This window comes from Streptomyces sp. NPDC026515 (assembly GCF_055567595.1).
Genome location: NZ_JBVHQD010000007.1, coordinates 446,735 through 463,897 on the forward strand (window position 1 = coordinate 446,735; position 17,163 = coordinate 463,897).

Sequence of the window (17,163 nt, forward strand, 5' to 3'; positions counted from 1 at the left end):
GACCCGCCTGTACACCGCCCGTGCACCGCCGGGATTCACGTCACATCGACACAATCGGCATCGTCAAAGTGACGTGAAGCGGTTATGATAGATAACGTCAGAACGACGAAAAGTAGAAAGGGTGCGTGCCGTGACCACCGCCCAGACCACGGAGCTCGACGTACAGCCGACTCCGCTCGCCCTGCTGCTGCTCGGCCGTGAGGCCGACCCGAAGAGCGAGCGGGGCGTCGAGTGTCCCGGCGACCTGCCCTCGCCGTCCGACCCCGATCTGGTCGCGCGCGCCCGCGCGGCCAAGGAGAAGCTCGGCGACAAGGTCTTCGTGCTCGGCCACCACTACCAGCGCGACGAGGTCATCCAGTTCGCCGATGTCACGGGCGACTCGTTCAAGCTGGCCCGCGACGCGGCCGCCCGCCCGGAGGCCGAGTACATCGTCTTCTGCGGTGTGCACTTCATGGCCGAGTCCGCCGACATCCTGACCTCGGACGACCAGAAGGTGGTCCTGCCCGACCTGGCGGCCGGCTGCTCGATGGCCGACATGGCGACGGCCGAACAGGTCGCCGAGTGCTGGGACGTGCTGACCGAGGCCGGGATCGCCGAACAGGTCGTCCCCGTCTCGTACATGAACTCGTCCGCGGACATCAAGGCGTTCACCGGCAAGCACGGTGGCACCATCTGCACCTCGTCCAATGCCCAGCGGGCCCTGGAATGGGCCTTCGAGCAGGGGGAGAAGGTGCTGTTCCTGCCCGACCAGCACCTCGGCCGCAACACCGCCGTCCGGGACATGGGCATGTCCCTGGACGACTGCGTGCTCTACAACCCGCACAAGCCGAACGGCGGCCTGACCGCCGAGCAGTTGCGCGACGCGAAGATGATCCTGTGGCGCGGCCACTGCTCGGTGCACGGCCGCTTCTCGCTGGACTCGGTCGACGACGTGCGCGAGCGCATCCCGGGCGTGAACGTCCTGGTCCACCCGGAGTGCCGGCACGAGGTGGTGGCCGCCGCCGACTACGTCGGTTCGACGGAGTACATCATCAAGGCCCTGGAGGCGGCCCCCGCCGGCTCCAAGTGGGCGATCGGCACCGAGCTGAACCTGGTCCGCCGCCTGGCGAACCGTTTCGCCCCCGAGGGCAAGGAGATCGTCTTCCTCGACAAGACGGTCTGCTTCTGCTCCACCATGAACCGCATCGACCTCCCCCACCTGGTCTGGACCCTGGAGTCGCTCGCCGAGGGCAACCTGGTCAACCGGATCGAGGTCGACAAGGAGACCGAGGCGTTCGCCAAGCTGGCCCTGGAGCGGATGCTGGCGCTGCCGTAGCGGTACCCGACGGTGTCACCCCGGGACGGGCTCGCGCTCGGGGTGTGCCGGGTCGAGGGTGAGGACGGTGCCGTCCGAGGTGGACAGGACCAGGGCGCCGCGGTTGAACCGGACCGTCGGCAGCAGGCCGCTGTTGCCGAGGGTCTCGGCGCGCGCGGAGGACTCCCACAGCACCGTGCCCCCGGCCGCGTCCAGCGCGGGGGCCGTCGTGGGCCACCAGCGCGTTGGCCGGTTTCAGGTCGCGGTGCACCACCCCGGCCCGGTGGATCTCCCGGAGGGCCTCCACCAGCCCGAGGGCCAGCGGCCGCAGTTCGGTGACACGGAGCGCGCCCTGCGCCCGGATGCGGGCGGCGAGGGAGGGGCCCGGCACGTACTGGGTGGCCGTCCAGGGGGCCGGCGCGTCCGCGTCGGCGTCCAGGACGGGCGCGGTGAAGGCGCCGCCGACCCGGCGGGCGGCCTCGATCTCCTGCCGGAACCGGGCGCGGAAGACCGGGTTCCCGGCGTACTGGGCGTGCACCGCCTTGACCGCGGCCTCGCGCCCGGAGCGCGACCGGCCCCAGCAGACGATGCCCAACCCGCCGGCCCCGAGCCGGCCGGCCGGCTTGTGACCGCCGAGGGATCTCGGGTCGTCCTTGTGCAGCGGCACGCCGAAACTCCCCTCCCCCGTCGTGCGGTTCGCGGCGCCGGCATGCGGAACGGCCGGGCGGCGACAGCCGGTTCCCGGAGGTGTTCCGGAAACCGGCCGTCGTGCGCGGGAGTGCGGGCCGCTGCCCGCGGGACCGTCAGACGGCCGCGGGCTGCGGCTCCTCGGCCGCCGTGGCGGAGACCGCCGTCCCGGGGCCCCGCTTCGCGGCCCGCTTCTTCGCCCGGCGCTCCTTGCGGAGTTCGACCATCGCGTACAGCGTCGGGACGAGGAGCAGGGTGAGCAGCGTCGACGTGATCAGACCGCCGATCACCACCACCGCCAGCGGCTGGGCGATGAAGCCGCCCTCGCCGGTGACGCCGAGCGCCATCGGGAGCAGGGCGAAGATGGTCGCCAGCGCGGTCATCAGGATGGGGCGGAGCCGGTGCCGGCCGCCCTCGATCACCGCTTCGACCACGCCGTATCCCTGGCGCCGGTACTGGTTGACCAGGTCGATCAGCACGATCGCGTTGGTCACCACGATGCCGATCAGCATCAGCATGCCGATCATCGCGGGCACGCCCATCGGGGTGCCGGTGACGATCAGCAGGCCGATCGCGCCGGTCGCCGCGAACGGGATGGAGACCAGCAGGATCAGCGGCTGGACGAGCGAGCGGAAGGTCGCGACCAGCAGCATGAAGACGATCGCGATCGCCGCCAGCATCGCCAGGCCCAGGTTCTTGAACGCGCTGTCCTGGTCCGAGGTGACGCCGCCGATCGAGGCCGTCGCGCCCGCCGGGAGCTTCAGCGCCTTGATCTTCGACTGGAGCTGGGTGCTGACCGCGCCGGTGTCGTCACCCGTCGGCTTCGCGGAGACGGTCGCGGCGCGCTGGCCGTCGATCCGGGTCATCGACACCGGTCCGTCCACCAGCTTCACGGTGGCGATGTCGCCGAGCTTCACCGGGCCCAGCTTGAGGGCGCGCAGCTGCGCGAGGGTCTCGGCCGGCTTCGCCGACTTCACGACGACGTCCCGCTCGGTGTCGTCGAGGGTGGCCTTCGCGGCCGTGGTGCCCTTGACCGCCTGGGTGACGGCGGCGCCCAGCGTCTGGTCGTCGAACCCGGCCGCGGCGGCCTTGGAGTTGGCCTTCACCGAGATGCGCGGAACACTCTGCGAGAGGTCGCTGGTGACGTCGGTGACGTCGTCCAGCTGCGCGACGGCGGCCCGGACCTGCTCGGAGGCCTTGCGCAGCACGTCCCCGTCGGCCGCCTTCACGACGACGCTCAGGTCCTGGCTGCCGAAGCCGTCACCGGCCGACACCGTGGTCGTGCCGATGCCGGGCAGCTTGTGCAGGCCGTCCTCGATGGCGGTCTGCACCTCGTCGTACGACTTCGCATCGTCCAGCATCACGGAGTAAGACGCCTGGTTGGTGTCGGTGCCGCCGCCGAAGGCCGCCATGAAGCCGGACGAGCCGACGGTGACCTGGTAGTCCTTCACCCCGTCGACGGAGGACAGCAGCTTCTCGACCTTCTTCGCCTGCGCGTCGGTCGCCGCCAGGCTGGTGCCCGGCTTCAGCTCCTGCTTGACGGTGAGGACCTCCTGGTCGCCCTGGTCGAAGAAGTTGGTCTTCAGCAGCCCGGCCATGCCGAACGTGACGACCAGGACCACGAGGGCGATCAGGACGCTGGTGAGGCGGCGCCGGGTCGCGAACCGCAGGACGGGGACGTAGGCGCGCTGGAGCCGGCTGTCGGCCTCCTTCGCCTCGGCCTTGCGGCGAGCCTCCGCCGCGTCCTCGGGGGTGCCCTTCGGGGCCCGCAGGAACCAGTACGACAGCACCGGTACGACCGTCAGGGAGACCAGCAGGGAGGCGAGCAGCGCCGCCGTCACGGTGATGCTGAACGAGCCGAACAGGGCACCCACCATGCCGCCGACCAGGCCGATCGGCAGGAAGACGGCGACCGTGGTGAGGGTGGAGGAGGTGACCGCGCCGGCCACCTCGCGGACCGCGCCGATGATGGCGGCCTGGCGCTCCTCGCCGTAGCCGAGGTGGCGCTTGATGTTCTCCAGGACCACGATCGAGTCGTCGACGACCCGGCCGATGGCGATGGTGAGCGCGCCGAGCGTGAGCATGTTGAGGGAGAGCCCGCGGGTCCACAGGACGATGAGCGCGAGGACCACCGACAACGGGATGGAGACCGCGGTCACCAGGGTCGAGCGGACCGAGGCCAGGAAGACCAGGATGACAAGGACCGCGAAGAGCAGGCCGAGGGCGCCCTCGGTGGTCAGGCCCTTGATGGACTTGGAGACCGCCGGGCCCTGGTCGCTGACGACCGTGAGGGTGGCGCCGGAGCCGAGGTCCTGACGCAGCTTCGGCAGCTTGTCCTTGACCGCGTTCGAGATGGAGACCGCGCTGCCGTCGTGGTCCATGGTGACGTTCACGGCGAGGCTGGGGCGGCCGTCGGTGCGGGTGATCGAGTCGGCCGGGGCCTCCTGCTCCTCGACCGAGGCCACGTCACCGAGGCGCACGGGCTTCTCGCCGCCCTGTCCGGTGACCATCAGGTCCTTGATCTGGCCCAGCGAGGTGAGCCCGCCGCCGACCTGCACGGTGCGGTTGGCGCCGGCCTCGTCGAAGGAGCCCGCCGGGACGGTCGCGCCGGCCGCCTGCAGACTCTGGGCGAGGGCGGCGGAGGTGAGACCCGCCCGGGCCAGCTTCGTGTCCGAGGGGGTGACGGTGACCTGGAGGTCCCGCACTCCGGTGACCTGGACCCGGCCGACGCCGTCGATGTCCTTCAGGTCCGGGACGACCGTCTTGTCGAGCTGGTCGGCGAGGGCCTGCTGGTCTTTTCCGGAGGTGACGGCGAGGACCACGGTCGGCATGTCGTCGGTGGAACCGGAGATGACCTGCGGGTCGACGGAGTCCGGGAGCCGGGCGCGGTTGACGGCCAGCTGGACGTCGGCCACCAGCTGCTTGGTGTCGCTGCCGTAGTCGAAGGACGCCATGATCACGGCGTTGCCCTCGCTTGCGGTGGAGGTGACACCGGTGACGCCGTCGACGCCTTCGAGATTGTTCTCGACCGGCTCGATGACCTGCTTCTCGACGACGTCGGGGGCGGCTCCCTGGTAGGGAGCGATGACCGACACCATGGGCAGGGAGATGGTGGGCAGCAGCTGCTGCTTGATCTGGGGGATGGCGATCGCCCCGAAGGCGAGCGCGATCAACGACATGAGGCCTATCAGGGCCCGCTGCGCGAGGCTGAAGCGGGACAGCCAGGACATGGGTCAGGGTCTCTTTTCGGTGAGCTGCTGTGTGCGAAGACCGCTGGGAGCGGCGCAAGAGCGGCGGATGAACGGCACGGGGGGCACCTGTGAGCGCCCACCCCACCACCCTCGCCCATGCGCGGCCCCGCTCGTGTAGGCCCTGGGTGCCGTCCTTTATCCGTCTCCTACTCCCGCCGCAGTACGCCGGGGTGGAGATCAGTCCATCCGCGGACGGACCAGCCCCGACTCGTAGGCGATCACCACGAGCTGGGCCCGGTCCCGGGCGCCCAGCTTGGCCATGGCCCGGTTGACGTGCGTCTTCACGGTCAGCGGGCTGACTTCGAGGCGCTCGGCGATCTCGTCGTTGGAGTGCCCGCCGGCGACCTGGACCAGCACCTCGCGCTCGCGTGAGGTGAGCGCGTCCAGCCGCTCGGCGCGGGCCGGGTCACGGCCGTCGGCGGCGTCGCCCTGGGCGAGGAAGCGGGCGATCAGCCCCTTGGTGGCGGTCGGGGAGAGCAGCGCCTCGCCCCCGGCGGCGACCCGGATGGCGCTCAGCAGTTCCTCGGGTTCGCTGCCCTTGCCGAGGAAGCCGGAGGCGCCCGCGCGCAGCGCCTGCACCACGTAGTCGTCCACCTCGAAGGTGGTCAGTATGACCACCCGGACCCGTCCGAGGGACGGATCCTCGCTGATCAGCCGGGTGGCGGCCAGTCCGTCCGTGCCCGGCATCCGGATGTCCATCAGGACGACGTCGGCCCGGGTCTCCCTGGCCAGCCTCACCGCCTCGACGCCGTCGGAGGCCTCGCCGACCACCTCCATGTCGGGCTCGGAGTCGACGAGCACGCGGAACGCGCTGCGCAGCAGGGCCTGGTCGTCGGCGAGCAGGACACGGATCGTCATGCGGAATCCCCCAGGGCGGCCGTGCGGTGGTCCGGACGGTCGTCGGTGTCGGTCTTGACCGGCAGGATCGCATGGACGCGGAAGCCGCCGCCGTAGCGGGGGCCGGTGGTGAGGGTGCCGCGCAGCGCGGTGACGCGCTCGCGCATGCCGAGCAGGCCGTGGCCACCGCCTTCCTCGGGGGCGGTGGCCTCGCCGGAGCCGTTGTCGAGGACGGTGACCTCGATGTGCGGTCCCACGCGTACGACGCTGACCTCGGCCTTGGCCTCGGGTCCCGCGTGCTTCTGCACGTTGGTCAGGGCCTCCTGGATGATCCGGTAGGCGGCGAGGTCCACGGCGGCGGGCAGGGTGGTGCCCTGGTCGGCGCGGGCCACCTCGACCTGGAGGCCGGCGTTGCGGAAGGTGTCGGCGAGCTCTTCGAGGCGGTGCAGGCCGGGGGCGGGTTCGGTGGGGGCCTCGGGGTCGCCGGACTGGCGGAGCAGGCCGACGGTGGCGCGCAGTTCGTTGAGCGCGGAGCGGCTGGCCTCGCGGACGTGGGCGAGGGCCTCCTTGGCCTGGTCGGGCCGCTTGTCCATGACGTGTGCGGCCACGCCCGCCTGCACGTTGACCAGGGCGATGTGGTGGGCGACGACGTCGTGCAGGTCCCGGGCGATGCGCAGCCGCTCCTCGGCGACCCGGCGGCGGGCCTCCTCCTCGCGGGTCCGCTCGGCACGCTCGGCGCGCTCCCGGATGGCCTGCACGACGGCCCGCCGGCTGCGCACCGCGTCCCCCGCGGTGGCGCCGATGCCGGTCCAGGCGAAGATCGCGAGGTTCTCCTGGGCGTACCACGGGAGCGGGCCCGCGGCCATCGCGGCGGTGGTCAGCACGGTCATGGTGAGCAGGCCGGCCCGCAGGGTGGTGCGGCGGTCGGTGGTGGCGGCGACGGTGAAGAGGGCGACGACGGCGGCCATGGCGACGGGGGCGCGGGGGTCGCCGGTGACGCACTCGACGACGGAGGCCGCGCCGGTGACGGCCAGGACCGTCTTCGGGGCGTACCGCCGGAACACCAGGGCGCCGGCCGCCAGCGTCATGAGCACCAGGCTGAGCGGGTCCGGGGTGCGGATGCCCCAGGCGACGCCGTGCGCGCCGTGCGGGACGGCGAAAGAGCTCACGACCATGCAGACGAGAGCACCCGCGGCGATGACCGCGTCCACGGCCAGCGGATGGGCGCCGACTCTGCAGCGGGCTCTTTCGAAGGGGTTCACGGTGTGAACAGTACGGCCGGTCGGGGCGAGCCGGAACCGTCGGTTCGGCCCGCCTCACGCACCGCCCGGTTTCCCACCGACCCGACCGACCCGCTCGGCTGACGGGCCCGGGTGCGGGCGTCGGGCGCGTCAGCGGGAGCGTGTCACCCCGGGATGAGGCCGTCGTCCCTCAGCAGTGCCCTGACCTCCTCCAAAGTCGCGTCCGGGGAGGGAAGGATCAGGTCCGAGGGTTCCAGGGCGTCGTCCGGGAGCGGAGTGCCCAGCTCCCGGACCTTGTCCAGGAGGGCGGTCAGGGTGCGGCGGAAGGCTGCCTCGTCACCGGACTCCGTCTCCGCCAGGAGTTCGTCGTCCAGCTTGTTCAGTTCGGTGAGGTGGCTGTCGGCCAGCCTCACCTGGCCCTCCCCCATGATCCTTACGACCATGTCGGCCATGTCGCCCTCCAGGCGTCGGCTACTGCTTGTCGAAGCGCGGGGTGTCCTGCGGCTGCTGCGCCTGCTGGCCCTGGCCGGCGCCGCCCTCGATCGCCTGCTGCGGCTGGCCGCCGGCCAGCTCGGCCTTCATCCGCTGGAGCTCCAGCTCTACATCCGTACCACCGGAGAGGCGGTCCAGCTCGGCGGCGATGTCGTCCTTGGCCATGCCGGTCGGGTCGTCCAGGGCGCCGGAGGCGAGCAGTTCGTCGATGGCGCCGGCGCGGGCCTGGAGCTGCTGCGTCTTGTCCTCGGCACGCTGGATGGCGAGGCCGACGTCGCCCATCTCCTCGGAGATGCCGGAGAAGGCCTCGCCGATGCGGGTCTGGGCCTGGGCGGCGGTGTAAGTGGCCTTGATGGTCTCCTTCTTCGTGCGGAAGGCGTCCACCTTGGCCTGGAGGCGCTGGGCCGCGAGGGTGAGCTTCTCCTCCTCGCCCTGGAGGGTGGCGTGCTGGGTCTCCAGGTCGGTCACCTGCTGCTGGAGGGCGGCGCGGCGGGACAGCGCCTCACGGGCGAGGTCCTCGCGGCCGAGCGCGAGCGCCTTGCGGCCCTGGTCCTCCAGCTTGGTGGACTGCTGCTGGAGCTGGTTCAGCTGGAGTTCGAGCCGCTTGCGGGAAGTGGCGACGTCGGCCACCCCGCGGCGCACCTTCTGGAGCAGCTCGAGCTGCTTCTGGTACGAGTAGTCAAGGGTCTCGCGCGGGTCCTCGGCCCTGTCCAGGGCCTTGTTCGCCTTCGCGCGGAAGATCATCCCCATACGCTTCATGACACCGCTCATGGGCTTCGCGCGCCCCCTTCTGACGGACTCCAGCTCACAGATCCTGCGACAGAACCCACAGTACGGGCCCTGCCTCCATTACCGCACTGTTCGGGGACCGATGCGCTCATCCCCAAGGACGACTGCCGACGGTCGCGCTCCGGCACAGGTAGTAGGTGGCCCCCTGAGCGAAGCGTCTGCAACGTCCCCTCTGTCCCTCATGGAGACGACCGGCGTTGCGGGATCGTTCCCCATCGGACTAGGGCCCACACCCGTCCACCCATTACCCTTGGGTTTTGTGTTCCGTAGCCGTGCCAAGGAAGAGAAGGCCCCCGCCGACAAGGCGGCGGTGACCGACTCCAAGCAGACCCGTGACCCGCAGGCGCCCAAGGGCAGGCCCACGCCCAAGCGCAGTGAGGCCCAGACCCAGCGCCGCAGCGTGGCCAGCACGCCGACGAACCGCAAGGACGCCGCCAAGCGCCAGCGGGACGACCGGCGCGCCGCCATGGAGCGGCAGCGCCAGGCGCTCGCCACGGGCGACGAGCGGTACCTGCCGGCCCGTGACAAGGGCCCGGTCCGCAAGTTCGCCCGCGACTGGGTCGACTCGCGTTTCAACGTGGCGGAGTTCTTCCTGCCGCTGGCCGTGGTCATCCTGGTGATGAGCGTGGTCAACAACGCGGCGATCAAGAACATCGCGCTGCTGCTGTGGCTGGTCGTGATCGTGCTGATCGTGCTCGACGCGGCGGTGAGCGGCATCCGGCTGCGCAAGCGTCTCGCCGAACGGTTCCCGGACCAGAACAAGAAGGGTGCCGTGGCCTACGGTCTGATGCGCTCCCTCCAGATGCGCCGGCTCCGGCTGCCCAAGCCGCAGGTCAAGCGCGGAGAGCGGCCCTGAGCACAGAGCCTTTCTCCGGGGGTGCGGCACAGGCCTGGCTGACCGGGCTGGGCGGCCTGCGTGACGTCGTCCGGCAGGAGCTGGTGGCCCGGCAGCTCGACGAGCAGATAGCCGGGCGGTTCCCGGTCGGACAGCGGCTGCGGGTGCTCGACGTGGGGATGGGCCAGGGCACGCAGGCGCTGCGGCTGGCTCGCGCCGGGCACCAGGTGACCGGTGTCGAGCGGGAACCGACGATGATCGCGGCCGCGCGTCAGGCCCTGGCCGGTGAGCCGGAGGGGATCCGCGAGCGGGTCCGGATCGTCGAGGGGGACGGACGGGACACGGGCGTCCACTTCCTGCCGGGCAGCTTCGACCTGGTGCTCTGTCACGGTGTGCTGATGTACGTCGAGGAGCCGGACGCGCTGCTGGCCGGGCTGGCCCGGATGCTGGCGCCGGGCGGGCTGCTGTCGCTGCTGGTGCGCAACGCCGACGCGCTGGCCATGCGGCCGGGGCTGAGCGGGGACTGGACGGGCGCGCTGAACGCCTTCGACACCGTCTCCTACCGCAACCGGCTGGGCCTGGAGGTGCGGGCCGACCGGCTGACCGCCGTGACCGCCGCACTCGCCGGCATCGGTGCGCCGCTGCACTCCTGGTACGGCGTGCGGGTGTTCACGGACACCGCCGCGGACGGCGCCGGACTTCCCGCCGACGTGGAGACGCTGCTGGCGGCTGAGGAGCGCGCGGGCCGGACGGATCCCTACCGTGCGGTCGCGGCGCTGCTGCACCTGTGCGGGGTCCGCGGCTGAACCCGCCGCGTGCTGCTCGTTCGGGTCAGCAGTACGAGCCGGACCGGCACCCCGCGACGAGACTCGGGGGCATGGACGTTTCCCGTACCCTTCGCGGCTTGCCTACGGCCGCCGCGCTCGGCTCCTGCTGTCTCGTCCTCGTCTCCGGCTGCTCCGGCTTCGACGGCGCCACCGCCGAGGACCGTTCGGACACCCGGGCCGCCCAGGCGGCGGCCGTTCCGATGGCGGCGACCGACCTGCAGAACCGGTACCAGAAGGTGATCAAGGACGTCCTGCCGTCGGTGGTGCAGATCCAGGCCAGTCACGACCTGGGCTCCGGCGTGGTCTACGACGACAAGGGACACATCGTCACCAACGCCCACGTCGTCCAGGGCGAGAAGAAGTTCAAGGTGACGACCGCCAACAAGGAGGAACCGTTCACCGCGTCGCTCGTCTACTCCTACCCCGAGCAGGACCTGGCGGTCCTCAGGCTCGACAGGATCCCGGAGGGGCTGAAGGCGGCCGCCTTCGGGGACACCGAGAAGGTCGAGGTCGGTCAGATCACGCTGGCCATGGGCTCGCCGCTCGGGCTGTCGTCCAGTGTGACCGAGGGCATCGTGTCGGCGACCGGACGGACCGTCAGCGAGAACCAGGAGGGGGGCGGCACCGGCGCCACCATCCCGAACATGGTGCAGACGTCGGCGGCCATCAACCCCGGCAACAGCGGCGGCGCCCTGGTCGACCTGAACGGCCAGGTCATCGGCATCCCGACGCTCGCCGCGAGCGACCCCGACCTGGGCGGCAGCGCGGCACCCGGGATCGGGTTCGCCATCCCGGGGTCGATGGTGAAGACGGTCGCCGACCAGATCATCAAGCAGGGCAAGGTGACCGACTCGGGGCGGGCCGCGCTCGGCATCAGCGGGCGCACGGTCGTCGACGTGAACTACCAGCCCGCCGGGGTGGCCGTCGTGACCGTGAAACCGCGGGACGCCGCCGACAAGGCGGGCATCCGGCCCGGCGACATCATCACCAAGCTGGGCGACGACGACATCACCACCATCACCTCACTGGCCGAGTCGCTCGCCGTGGACCGGCCGGGCCAGAAGACGACGGTGACGTACAGCCGGAACGACGTCCGGCAGACGGTGGACGTCACGCTGGGCGAGCAGTGACGGCGGGGCGGCCCGCTGGGGACCGCCCCTGACCGGCACCTCTCAGGACTCGTCCGCGTGCAGGCTCATCGGGCCGTAGATCTCGGTGGCGTCCTCGTAGAGCCGCACCTGGTCGGCGCCGCCGGCCAGCAGGGCCTTCCACTGCTCGCCGATCCAGGACTCGGCATCGCCCTGGGTGGTGAACTCCTCTGGCTCCACCGCGGGTTGGACCTCCGTCCCGTCGGCCTTCTCGAACCGCCACGTCCATGCCGCCATGTAGGCCTCCTTTGATCCAACTGATGCATCGTATGCGGTTCGGCGGGGGCGCCGGTATAACTCCGCTGGTTGTGAGGCGGGTGCGGTCCGTGCGGCGCCCGCTGGGGCGAGAACCGTGGGGACGGGTGAAAATCAGGGCGTGGAAGTGACTTTGCTCGGTACCGGTGCTCCCGCGGGGCTGCCCCGCCCGGACTGCCCCTGCGCGGCCTGTGCCTGCGCCGTCGGGACGGATGCCCGGGCCGCCACCGCGGCACTCGTCGACGGCACGCTGCTGCTCGACCTGACGCCGGGCGCGGCGTTCGCGGCGGCGCGGGCCGGACGGTCCCTGACCGGCGTGCGGCAGGTGCTGCTGTCGCATCCGCACGACGGACCCGCCGTTGAGGTGCCGGCCGGGCTGCCGCAGCCGGGGCGGGTGCCGGACGGCCGGGAGCTGGCGCTGCTGACCGGGCACCGGGTGCGGGCGCTGGCGATGGACGCGGGCGGCACCGGGTACGCGGTGACCGGCCCCGACGGGCAGCGGCTGCTGTACCTGCCGCCGGGTGGTGCCCCGGCCGGGCTGGAGAACGGGCGCACGGAGGCGTACGACATGGCGCTGCTCGACGTCGTGGGACGTCCGGACGCGCTGGCGCGGCTGCGGGCGGTGGGGGCGGTGGGGGCGGCCACCGACGTCGTCGCCGTCCATCTGGACCACGACGTGCCGCCGGGGCCGGAGTTGCGGCGGCGGCTGGGGGCGGCCGGGGCGCGGGCCGTGCCGGACGGTACGACGCTGACGGTGGGGGTGTACGAGGAGGTGCCCGACGTGCCGCGCCGGACGCTGGTGCTGGGCGGTGCCCGGTCAGGCAAGTCCGTGGAGGCCGAGCGGCGGCTGGAGTCCTTCCCGGACGTGCTCTACGTCGCCACCGGAGGGACGCGCGGCGGTGACGGCGAGTGGGCGGCGCGGGTGGCCGTGCACCGGGAGCGGCGGCCGGGGTCGTGGCGTACCACGGAGACGTGTGACCTGGTGCCGTTGCTGGCGGAGGACGGGCCCCCGTTGCTGGTGGACTGTCTGTCGCTGTGGCTGACGGACGCGATGGACTCCGTCGGGGCGTGGGACGACACCGAGTGGGCGTCGGGCGGGGAGAAGGCGCTGCGGGAGCGGGTGCGGGAGCTGACGGAGGCGGTGCGCTCGGCCCGCCGGACGCTGGTCGCCGTCTCCAACGAGGTGGGGTCGGGCATCGTCCCGGCCACGGCGTCGGGGCGCCGGTACCGGGACGAACTGGGCCGTCTGAACACGGCGTTCGCGGGCGAGTGCGAGCAGGTGGTGCTGGTGGTGGCGGGGCAGGCGGTGGTGCTGCGGTAGCGGTGGGGAGCGGTCACCGGCGCCGGGAGGGTGCCGCCGCGGCCGGACGGCGGGTCGTCAGCGGGTCTTTCTCGCGATGATCCGGTACCCGTTGGAGAAGGGGGTGCGGCTCAGCAGCGGGGCCAGCGCCCGGTCGACGGCCGCCGCCACGGCCACCAGCGGGGCCGTCGCGCCCAGCGCCCGCTTCGGCAGCACCCGGCCCAGCATCAGGGCGAGCGCCGCGGAGATGTCGCAGGGGAGGTGGGCCGCCTTCCGGTCGGCGCTCAGGATCTCGCAGCCCTGGGACTCCAGTTCCGCCCGCAGGTTGGCCGGCGGCACCAGATGCAGGTGACGGGGCTGGCCGTACGGCACCCACCACCTGCCGAGCAGCGCCCCGAAGCCGCTGCGCGGGTCGGCGACCTCGATCAGGAGGTGGCCGCCGGGCCGCAGCGCCGCCAGTGCCGCGCGGAGTTCGGCGCGCGGGTCGGGGGTGTGTTCGAGGTGCCGGAACATGCTGACGACGTCGTAGCGGGCGCGCAGCCGGGCCAGCATGTGGGGGGCCGTCAGATGGCCGCAGTGGGCCTCCTCCAGGTGCCCGTCGGCCTGCGCCCACGTCACCCGCAGGGTCGAGTCCACTCCGTCGAACGAGGTGTACGGGAGGAGTTCCTTCGCCGTCTGCGGGAAGTGGGCGCGGCCCGTCCCGACGTCCAGCCAGCTCTCCGGTTCGGTCAGCGCCTGCATCACGCGGGCGGCGGCGCGGTGCCGGCGGCGGCCGGCGCGGGTCGCGAGCATGCCGTCGGTGTAGTCCTCCAGACGGCCCTCGTAGTAGTCCCGGTGGTAGAGCGTGAAGCCCTCCGCGGTCAGCCGGGGGTTCTGGAAGGTGTGGGCGCAGTCGCGGCACTCGTCGACGCTGAACCTGCCGGGCCGGTGATGGAGGAGGTCGGACGTGCGCAGCCGGGTGCGCAGGCGTCCGGAACCGCACCAGGGACAGTCCTCGCGGCGCGGCTCGTGGAACCCGTCGGTGTCCGGGAGGAGTTCGGGTGTGGGCGGCATGAGCGGCTCCCTGTGCTCCCTGTACGCAATCTCCTGCAAAACGGAACGTATGGGATGCCGATCTTGCCTGCCAAGACGCCGTGCGGGTGTGGTGGCGATCTGGAAACGAACCGTTCGTTCGGTGCCGGTACTGTTCGGCGAATGAGCTCGCTTAATCTCGACGACTTCACCGACCTGATCGAGCGCCCCGACGGCGGAGTGCGCCGTGACGCGGAGGCCCGCCGGGAGCGGCTGGTCGTGCCGCCCGGGTCGCTGGGCCGCCTCGACGACCTGGGTGAGTGGCTGGCCGCCGCGCAGGGTTCCGTGCCGGTACGGCCGCTCGAACGGCCGCGGGTCCTGCTCTTCGCCGGTGACCACGGCGTCGCCGAACTCGGCGTGTCCGCGCGGCCCGCGGGGACCGCCGGGCTGCTGGTGCGGGCGGTCCTGGAGGGGGCCAGCCCGGTGGCGGTGCTGGCGCGGCGGCTCGGGGTGCCGCTGCGGATCGTCGACATGGCACTGGACTGCGACCCGGACACGCTGCCGGCGGAGGTCGTACGGCACCGGGTGCGGCGCGGCAGCGGCCGGATCGACATCGAGGACGCGCTCACCCTGGAGGAGGCCGAGGCGGCTTTCCGGGCGGGGATGGCGCTGGCCGACGGGGAGGCCGACTCGGGGACCGATCTGGTGGTGCTCGGCGATGTGAGCGTCGGGGGGACCACGGCGGCCTGTGTGCTGGTCGCCGCGCTGTGCGGGACCGACGCGTCGGTGGTGACCGGACGGGGCGGGCTCGCCATCGACGACCTGGCATGGATGCGCAAGTGCGCGGCGATCCGGGACGCGCTGCGGCGGGCGCGGCCGGTGCTCGGGGACCAGTTGCAGTTGCTGGCGACGGTCGGCGGGGCCGATCTCGCGGCGATGACCGGGTTCCTGTTGCAGGCGGCGGTGCGGAAACTGCCGGTGGTGCTGGACGGGGTGGTGGCGGCCGCGTGTGCGCTGGTGGCGCAGCGCATCGCGTTCCGGGCGCCGGACTGGTGGCTGGCCGGCCACGACAGCGGCGAGCCGGGCCAGGCGAAGGCGCTGGACCGGATGGCCCTGGAGCCCCTGCTGGAACAGGGCGTGACGGTGGGCGAGGGGGCGGGAGCACTGCTCGCCCTCTCCCTGGTCCAGTCCGCCGCGGCCCTGGCGGGCGAACTCCCGGAGGCACCGGAGGAGGCCGTGGAACAGGACGCGGAAGTCCAGGAGGACAAGGAAGCCCAGGAAGCCCAGCAGGACCAGGCAGGGGACGCGCGAGCAGAGCGGGACGAGCCGGAGCGGTAGCGGGAACACCGGCGACGGCGAGACCCGTGCGTGTGACGGCGTTCGCCGCGGGGCGCCCATATGATCCATCTCCATGGGAGATGTCCGAATTGCCGTTGAGCGGTGGCGGGCCGGCGGGGTTTCCCGGCGGGCCGCCGCCTTCGCCGTGTGGTACCTGCGGGCCGCCGCCTTCGTCAACTTCCTCAGCGCGGTGTGGGTGTCGTTGGGGCAGGACGTGCGACGGCACAACCAGGAGGACTTCTTCACGCCGTACCTGCTGACCGCGGGCTTCGCCTCCGGCGTGTTCACCGCGTTCCTCGCCATCACGATGCGGCGGCGCAAGCGGGCCGCCTGGATCCTCAACCTCGTGCTGAGCGGCCTGTTCCTCGCACTGTTCGCGTTCGCCATGGCGTTCCCGGAGATCCGGCGGTACCCGCAGAACTGGATCTCGATCGCGCTGACCGCCGCCTTCGTGGGCGCGCTGCTCCTCGGCCGCCGGGAGTTCTACGCCAAGGGCGACCGGGCGAACCCGCGGCTCGCCGCGACCGTGGCCACCGGCGGCGGCCTGCTCGCCTCGCTGCTCGCCGCCCTCCTCGTGTCCGTCACCAACCAGGCTCCGCACGCCGCCCGTTCGACGTTCGCGGAGCGCTGGCACTACGGCACCCTGCGCCTGGTCTCGGTCGCCGCCGACCCGTCCCGGTTCCCGCACATCGCGCCGCCCAACTGGGTGAACGTCTCCGTCAACGTGCTGAGCACGCTCCTCGTCCTCGTCGTCCTGTACGCCGCCTTCCGCTCCCGCCGGGCCGTCGACCCGATCACCGAGGACGACGAGAAGCGGCTGCGGGAGCTGCTGGAGCGGCACGGCGAGCGGGACTCGCTCGGGTACTTCGCGCTGCGCCGGGAGAAGAGCGTCGTGTGGTCGCCGACCGGGAAGGCGGCGGTGGCCTACCGGGTGGTGGGCGGGGTCAGCCTCGCCTCCGGGGACCCGATCGGGGATCCGGAGGCCTGGCCGGGGGCGATCGTGCCGTGGCTGAGCGAGGCCCGGGCGCACGGGTGGATCCCGGCGGTGATGGGGGCGGGCGAGGAGGCCGGGACCGTCTACGCGCGGCACGGGCTGGACGCGCTGGAGCTCGGTGACGAGGCGATCGTCGAGGCCGCGGAGTTCACGCTGGAGGGACGGGCCATGCGGACCGTCCGGCAGGCCCACAACCGGGTCGGGCGGGCGGGCTACTCGGTGCGGATCCGCCGTCACGAGGACATCCCCGGCGACGAGATGTCGTACCTCCTGCGACGCGCCGACGACTGGCGGGACGGCGCCACCGAGCGCGGGTTCAGCATGGCGCTGGGCCGGCTCGGGGACGGCCGGGACGGACGGTGCGTGATGCTGGAGTGCACGGACGGGGAGGGCAGGCTGCGGGCGCTGCTGTCGTTCGTGCCGTGGGGTCCCTGCGGGCTCTCGCTCGACCTGATGCGGCGGGACCGGGACTCCGACAACGGGCTGATGGAGTTCATGGTCATCGAGCTGCTGCGGCGCGCCGGAGAGATCGGGATCACGCAGGTCTCGCTCAACTTCGCGATGTTCCGGTCGGTCTTCGAACGTGGAGCGCGGCTCGGCGCGGGACCGGTGCTGCGGCTGTGGAGGTCCTTGCTGAGCTTCTGCTCCCGGTGGTGGCAGATCGAGTCCCTGTACCGGGCCAACGCCAAGTACCGGCCCATCTGGGAACCCCGGTTCCTGCTCTTCGAGAAGAGTGCGGACCTGCCGCGCATCGGCCTCGCGTCGGCGCGTGCGGAGGGATTCCTGGAGGGACCGGGGCTCTTGAAGTGGCTGCACCGACGGCGCCTGGACACGGACCGGGAGGCTCACCGATGAGGACCTCCG

At 72.1% G+C, this 17,163-nt stretch carries 15 protein-coding genes and 1 pseudogene; 7 read left to right on the plus strand and 9 right to left on the minus strand.

The window, feature by feature from the left end; all coding sequences use genetic code 11:
* Window positions 1–130: 130 nt before the first annotated feature.
* The gene (gene nadA / locus ACZ4O3_RS17455) at window positions 131–1,315 is read left to right on the plus strand and encodes a quinolinate synthase NadA (RefSeq protein ID WP_467722810.1); all 1,185 of its coding nucleotides are present in this window, start codon (window positions 131–133) and stop codon (window positions 1,313–1,315) included.
* Window positions 1,316–1,330: 15 nt separating this feature from the next.
* On the opposite strand, the gene ACZ4O3_RS17460 is transcribed toward nadA, so the two are convergent.
* The 7 genes and pseudogenes from ACZ4O3_RS17460 to ACZ4O3_RS17490 form a co-directional block, all read right to left on the minus strand.
* Window positions 1,331–1,489 (minus strand): hypothetical protein, encoded by a 159-nt coding sequence (locus tag ACZ4O3_RS17460; RefSeq protein ID WP_467722863.1) that lies wholly within the window; start codon window positions 1,487–1,489, stop codon window positions 1,331–1,333.
* A 22-nt stretch (window positions 1,490–1,511) separates the two neighbouring features.
* A pseudogene (locus tag ACZ4O3_RS17465) lies at window positions 1,512–1,961 on the minus strand (protein kinase domain-containing protein); the annotation flags it as partial.
* Window positions 1,962–2,097: 136 nt separating this feature from the next.
* A complete protein-coding gene (locus ACZ4O3_RS17470; RefSeq protein WP_467722811.1) occupies window positions 2,098–5,211 on the minus strand; it encodes an efflux RND transporter permease subunit in 3,114 nt (1,037 codons plus the stop codon).
* Between the two features lie 198 nt (window positions 5,212–5,409).
* Entirely contained in the window at window positions 5,410–6,090 is a 681-nt protein-coding gene (locus ACZ4O3_RS17475; RefSeq protein ID WP_362726893.1) for a response regulator transcription factor, read from the minus strand.
* Window positions 6,087–7,331, minus strand: coding sequence for a sensor histidine kinase (locus tag ACZ4O3_RS17480; RefSeq protein WP_467722813.1), 1,245 nt, complete (start codon window positions 7,329–7,331; stop codon window positions 6,087–6,089). The genes ACZ4O3_RS17475 and ACZ4O3_RS17480 overlap by 4 nt, the downstream gene beginning before the upstream one ends.
* Before the next feature lie 143 nt (window positions 7,332–7,474).
* Complete coding sequence (gene pspAA / locus ACZ4O3_RS17485) at window positions 7,475–7,753, minus strand: PspA-associated protein PspAA (protein WP_294008958.1); 279 nt, start codon at window positions 7,751–7,753, stop codon at window positions 7,475–7,477.
* A 28-nt stretch (window positions 7,754–7,781) separates the two neighbouring features.
* Window positions 7,782–8,573 carry a PspA/IM30 family protein gene (locus ACZ4O3_RS17490; protein WP_362730221.1) on the minus strand — a complete coding sequence of 264 codons (792 nt, stop codon included), beginning with the start codon at window positions 8,571–8,573 and terminating at the stop codon, window positions 7,782–7,784.
* 199 nt (window positions 8,574–8,772) lie between these two features.
* Between ACZ4O3_RS17490 and ACZ4O3_RS17495 the strand changes: the two genes are divergently transcribed.
* The 3 genes from ACZ4O3_RS17495 to ACZ4O3_RS17505 all read left to right on the plus strand — a co-directional run bounded on the left by ACZ4O3_RS17495 (window position 8,773) and on the right by ACZ4O3_RS17505 (window position 11,383).
* Window positions 8,773–9,447 carry a DUF3043 domain-containing protein gene (locus ACZ4O3_RS17495; RefSeq protein WP_362730224.1) on the plus strand — a complete coding sequence of 225 codons (675 nt, stop codon included), beginning with the start codon at window positions 8,773–8,775 and terminating at the stop codon, window positions 9,445–9,447.
* Window positions 9,448–9,530: 83 nt separating this feature from the next.
* The gene (locus ACZ4O3_RS17500) at window positions 9,531–10,232 is read left to right on the plus strand and encodes a class I SAM-dependent methyltransferase (protein ID WP_467722815.1); all 702 of its coding nucleotides are present in this window, start codon (window positions 9,531–9,533) and stop codon (window positions 10,230–10,232) included.
* 71 nt (window positions 10,233–10,303) lie between these two features.
* The gene (locus ACZ4O3_RS17505; protein WP_362723088.1) at window positions 10,304–11,383 is read left to right on the plus strand and encodes a S1C family serine protease; all 1,080 of its coding nucleotides are present in this window, start codon (window positions 10,304–10,306) and stop codon (window positions 11,381–11,383) included.
* A gap of 42 nt (window positions 11,384–11,425) precedes the next feature.
* Here the strand turns inward: ACZ4O3_RS17505 and ACZ4O3_RS17510 are convergent, their stop codons facing one another.
* Entirely contained in the window at window positions 11,426–11,638 is a 213-nt protein-coding gene (locus ACZ4O3_RS17510; RefSeq protein ID WP_234542644.1) for a hypothetical protein, read from the minus strand.
* Window positions 11,639–11,777: 139 nt separating this feature from the next.
* On the opposite strand from ACZ4O3_RS17510, the gene ACZ4O3_RS17515 reads away from it, so the two are divergent.
* Entirely contained in the window at window positions 11,778–12,977 is a 1,200-nt protein-coding gene (locus tag ACZ4O3_RS17515) for a bifunctional adenosylcobinamide kinase/adenosylcobinamide-phosphate guanylyltransferase (RefSeq protein ID WP_467722817.1), read from the plus strand.
* A 57-nt stretch (window positions 12,978–13,034) separates the two neighbouring features.
* On the opposite strand, the gene ACZ4O3_RS17520 is transcribed toward ACZ4O3_RS17515, so the two are convergent.
* Window positions 13,035–14,009, minus strand: coding sequence for a class I SAM-dependent methyltransferase (locus ACZ4O3_RS17520; RefSeq protein ID WP_467722819.1), 975 nt, complete (start codon window positions 14,007–14,009; stop codon window positions 13,035–13,037).
* Window positions 14,010–14,150: 141 nt separating this feature from the next.
* Between ACZ4O3_RS17520 and cobT the strand changes: the two genes are divergently transcribed.
* Window positions 14,151–15,305 carry a nicotinate-nucleotide--dimethylbenzimidazole phosphoribosyltransferase gene (cobT, locus tag ACZ4O3_RS17525; protein ID WP_467722820.1) on the plus strand — a complete coding sequence of 385 codons (1,155 nt, stop codon included), beginning with the start codon at window positions 14,151–14,153 and terminating at the stop codon, window positions 15,303–15,305.
* Between the two features lie 73 nt (window positions 15,306–15,378).
* The gene (locus ACZ4O3_RS17530) at window positions 15,379–17,154 is read left to right on the plus strand and encodes a phosphatidylglycerol lysyltransferase domain-containing protein (RefSeq protein ID WP_362723076.1); all 1,776 of its coding nucleotides are present in this window, start codon (window positions 15,379–15,381) and stop codon (window positions 17,152–17,154) included.
* The last annotated feature ends 9 nt before the right edge of the window (window positions 17,155–17,163 follow it).

What these genes read in the sequence shown, in the direction of transcription:
- ACZ4O3_RS17470 (WP_467722811.1), bottom strand. Translation starts at nt 5,211, where the DNA reads ATGTCCTGGCTGTCCCGCTTCAGCCTCGCGCAGCGGGCCCTGATAGGC.
- ACZ4O3_RS17475 (WP_362726893.1), bottom strand. Translation starts at nt 6,090, where the DNA reads ATGACGATCCGTGTCCTGCTCGCCGACGACCAGGCCCTGCTGCGCAGC.
- pspAA (WP_294008958.1), bottom strand. Translation starts at nt 7,753, where the DNA reads ATGGTCGTAAGGATCATGGGGGAGGGCCAGGTGAGGCTGGCCGACAGC.
- ACZ4O3_RS17490 (WP_362730221.1), bottom strand. Translation starts at nt 8,573, where the DNA reads ATGAGCGGTGTCATGAAGCGTATGGGGATGATCTTCCGCGCGAAGGCG.
- ACZ4O3_RS17495 (WP_362730224.1), top strand. Translation starts at nt 8,773, where the DNA reads ATGGAGACGACCGGCGTTGCGGGATCGTTCCCCATCGGACTAGGGCCC.
- ACZ4O3_RS17505 (WP_362723088.1), top strand. Translation starts at nt 10,304, where the DNA reads ATGGACGTTTCCCGTACCCTTCGCGGCTTGCCTACGGCCGCCGCGCTC.
- ACZ4O3_RS17510 (WP_234542644.1), bottom strand. Translation starts at nt 11,638, where the DNA reads ATGGCGGCATGGACGTGGCGGTTCGAGAAGGCCGACGGGACGGAGGTC.
- ACZ4O3_RS17520 (WP_467722819.1), bottom strand. Translation starts at nt 14,009, where the DNA reads ATGCCGCCCACACCCGAACTCCTCCCGGACACCGACGGGTTCCACGAG.
- cobT (WP_467722820.1), top strand. Translation starts at nt 14,151, where the DNA reads ATGAGCTCGCTTAATCTCGACGACTTCACCGACCTGATCGAGCGCCCC.
- ACZ4O3_RS17530 (WP_362723076.1), top strand. Translation starts at nt 15,379, where the DNA reads ATGGGAGATGTCCGAATTGCCGTTGAGCGGTGGCGGGCCGGCGGGGTT.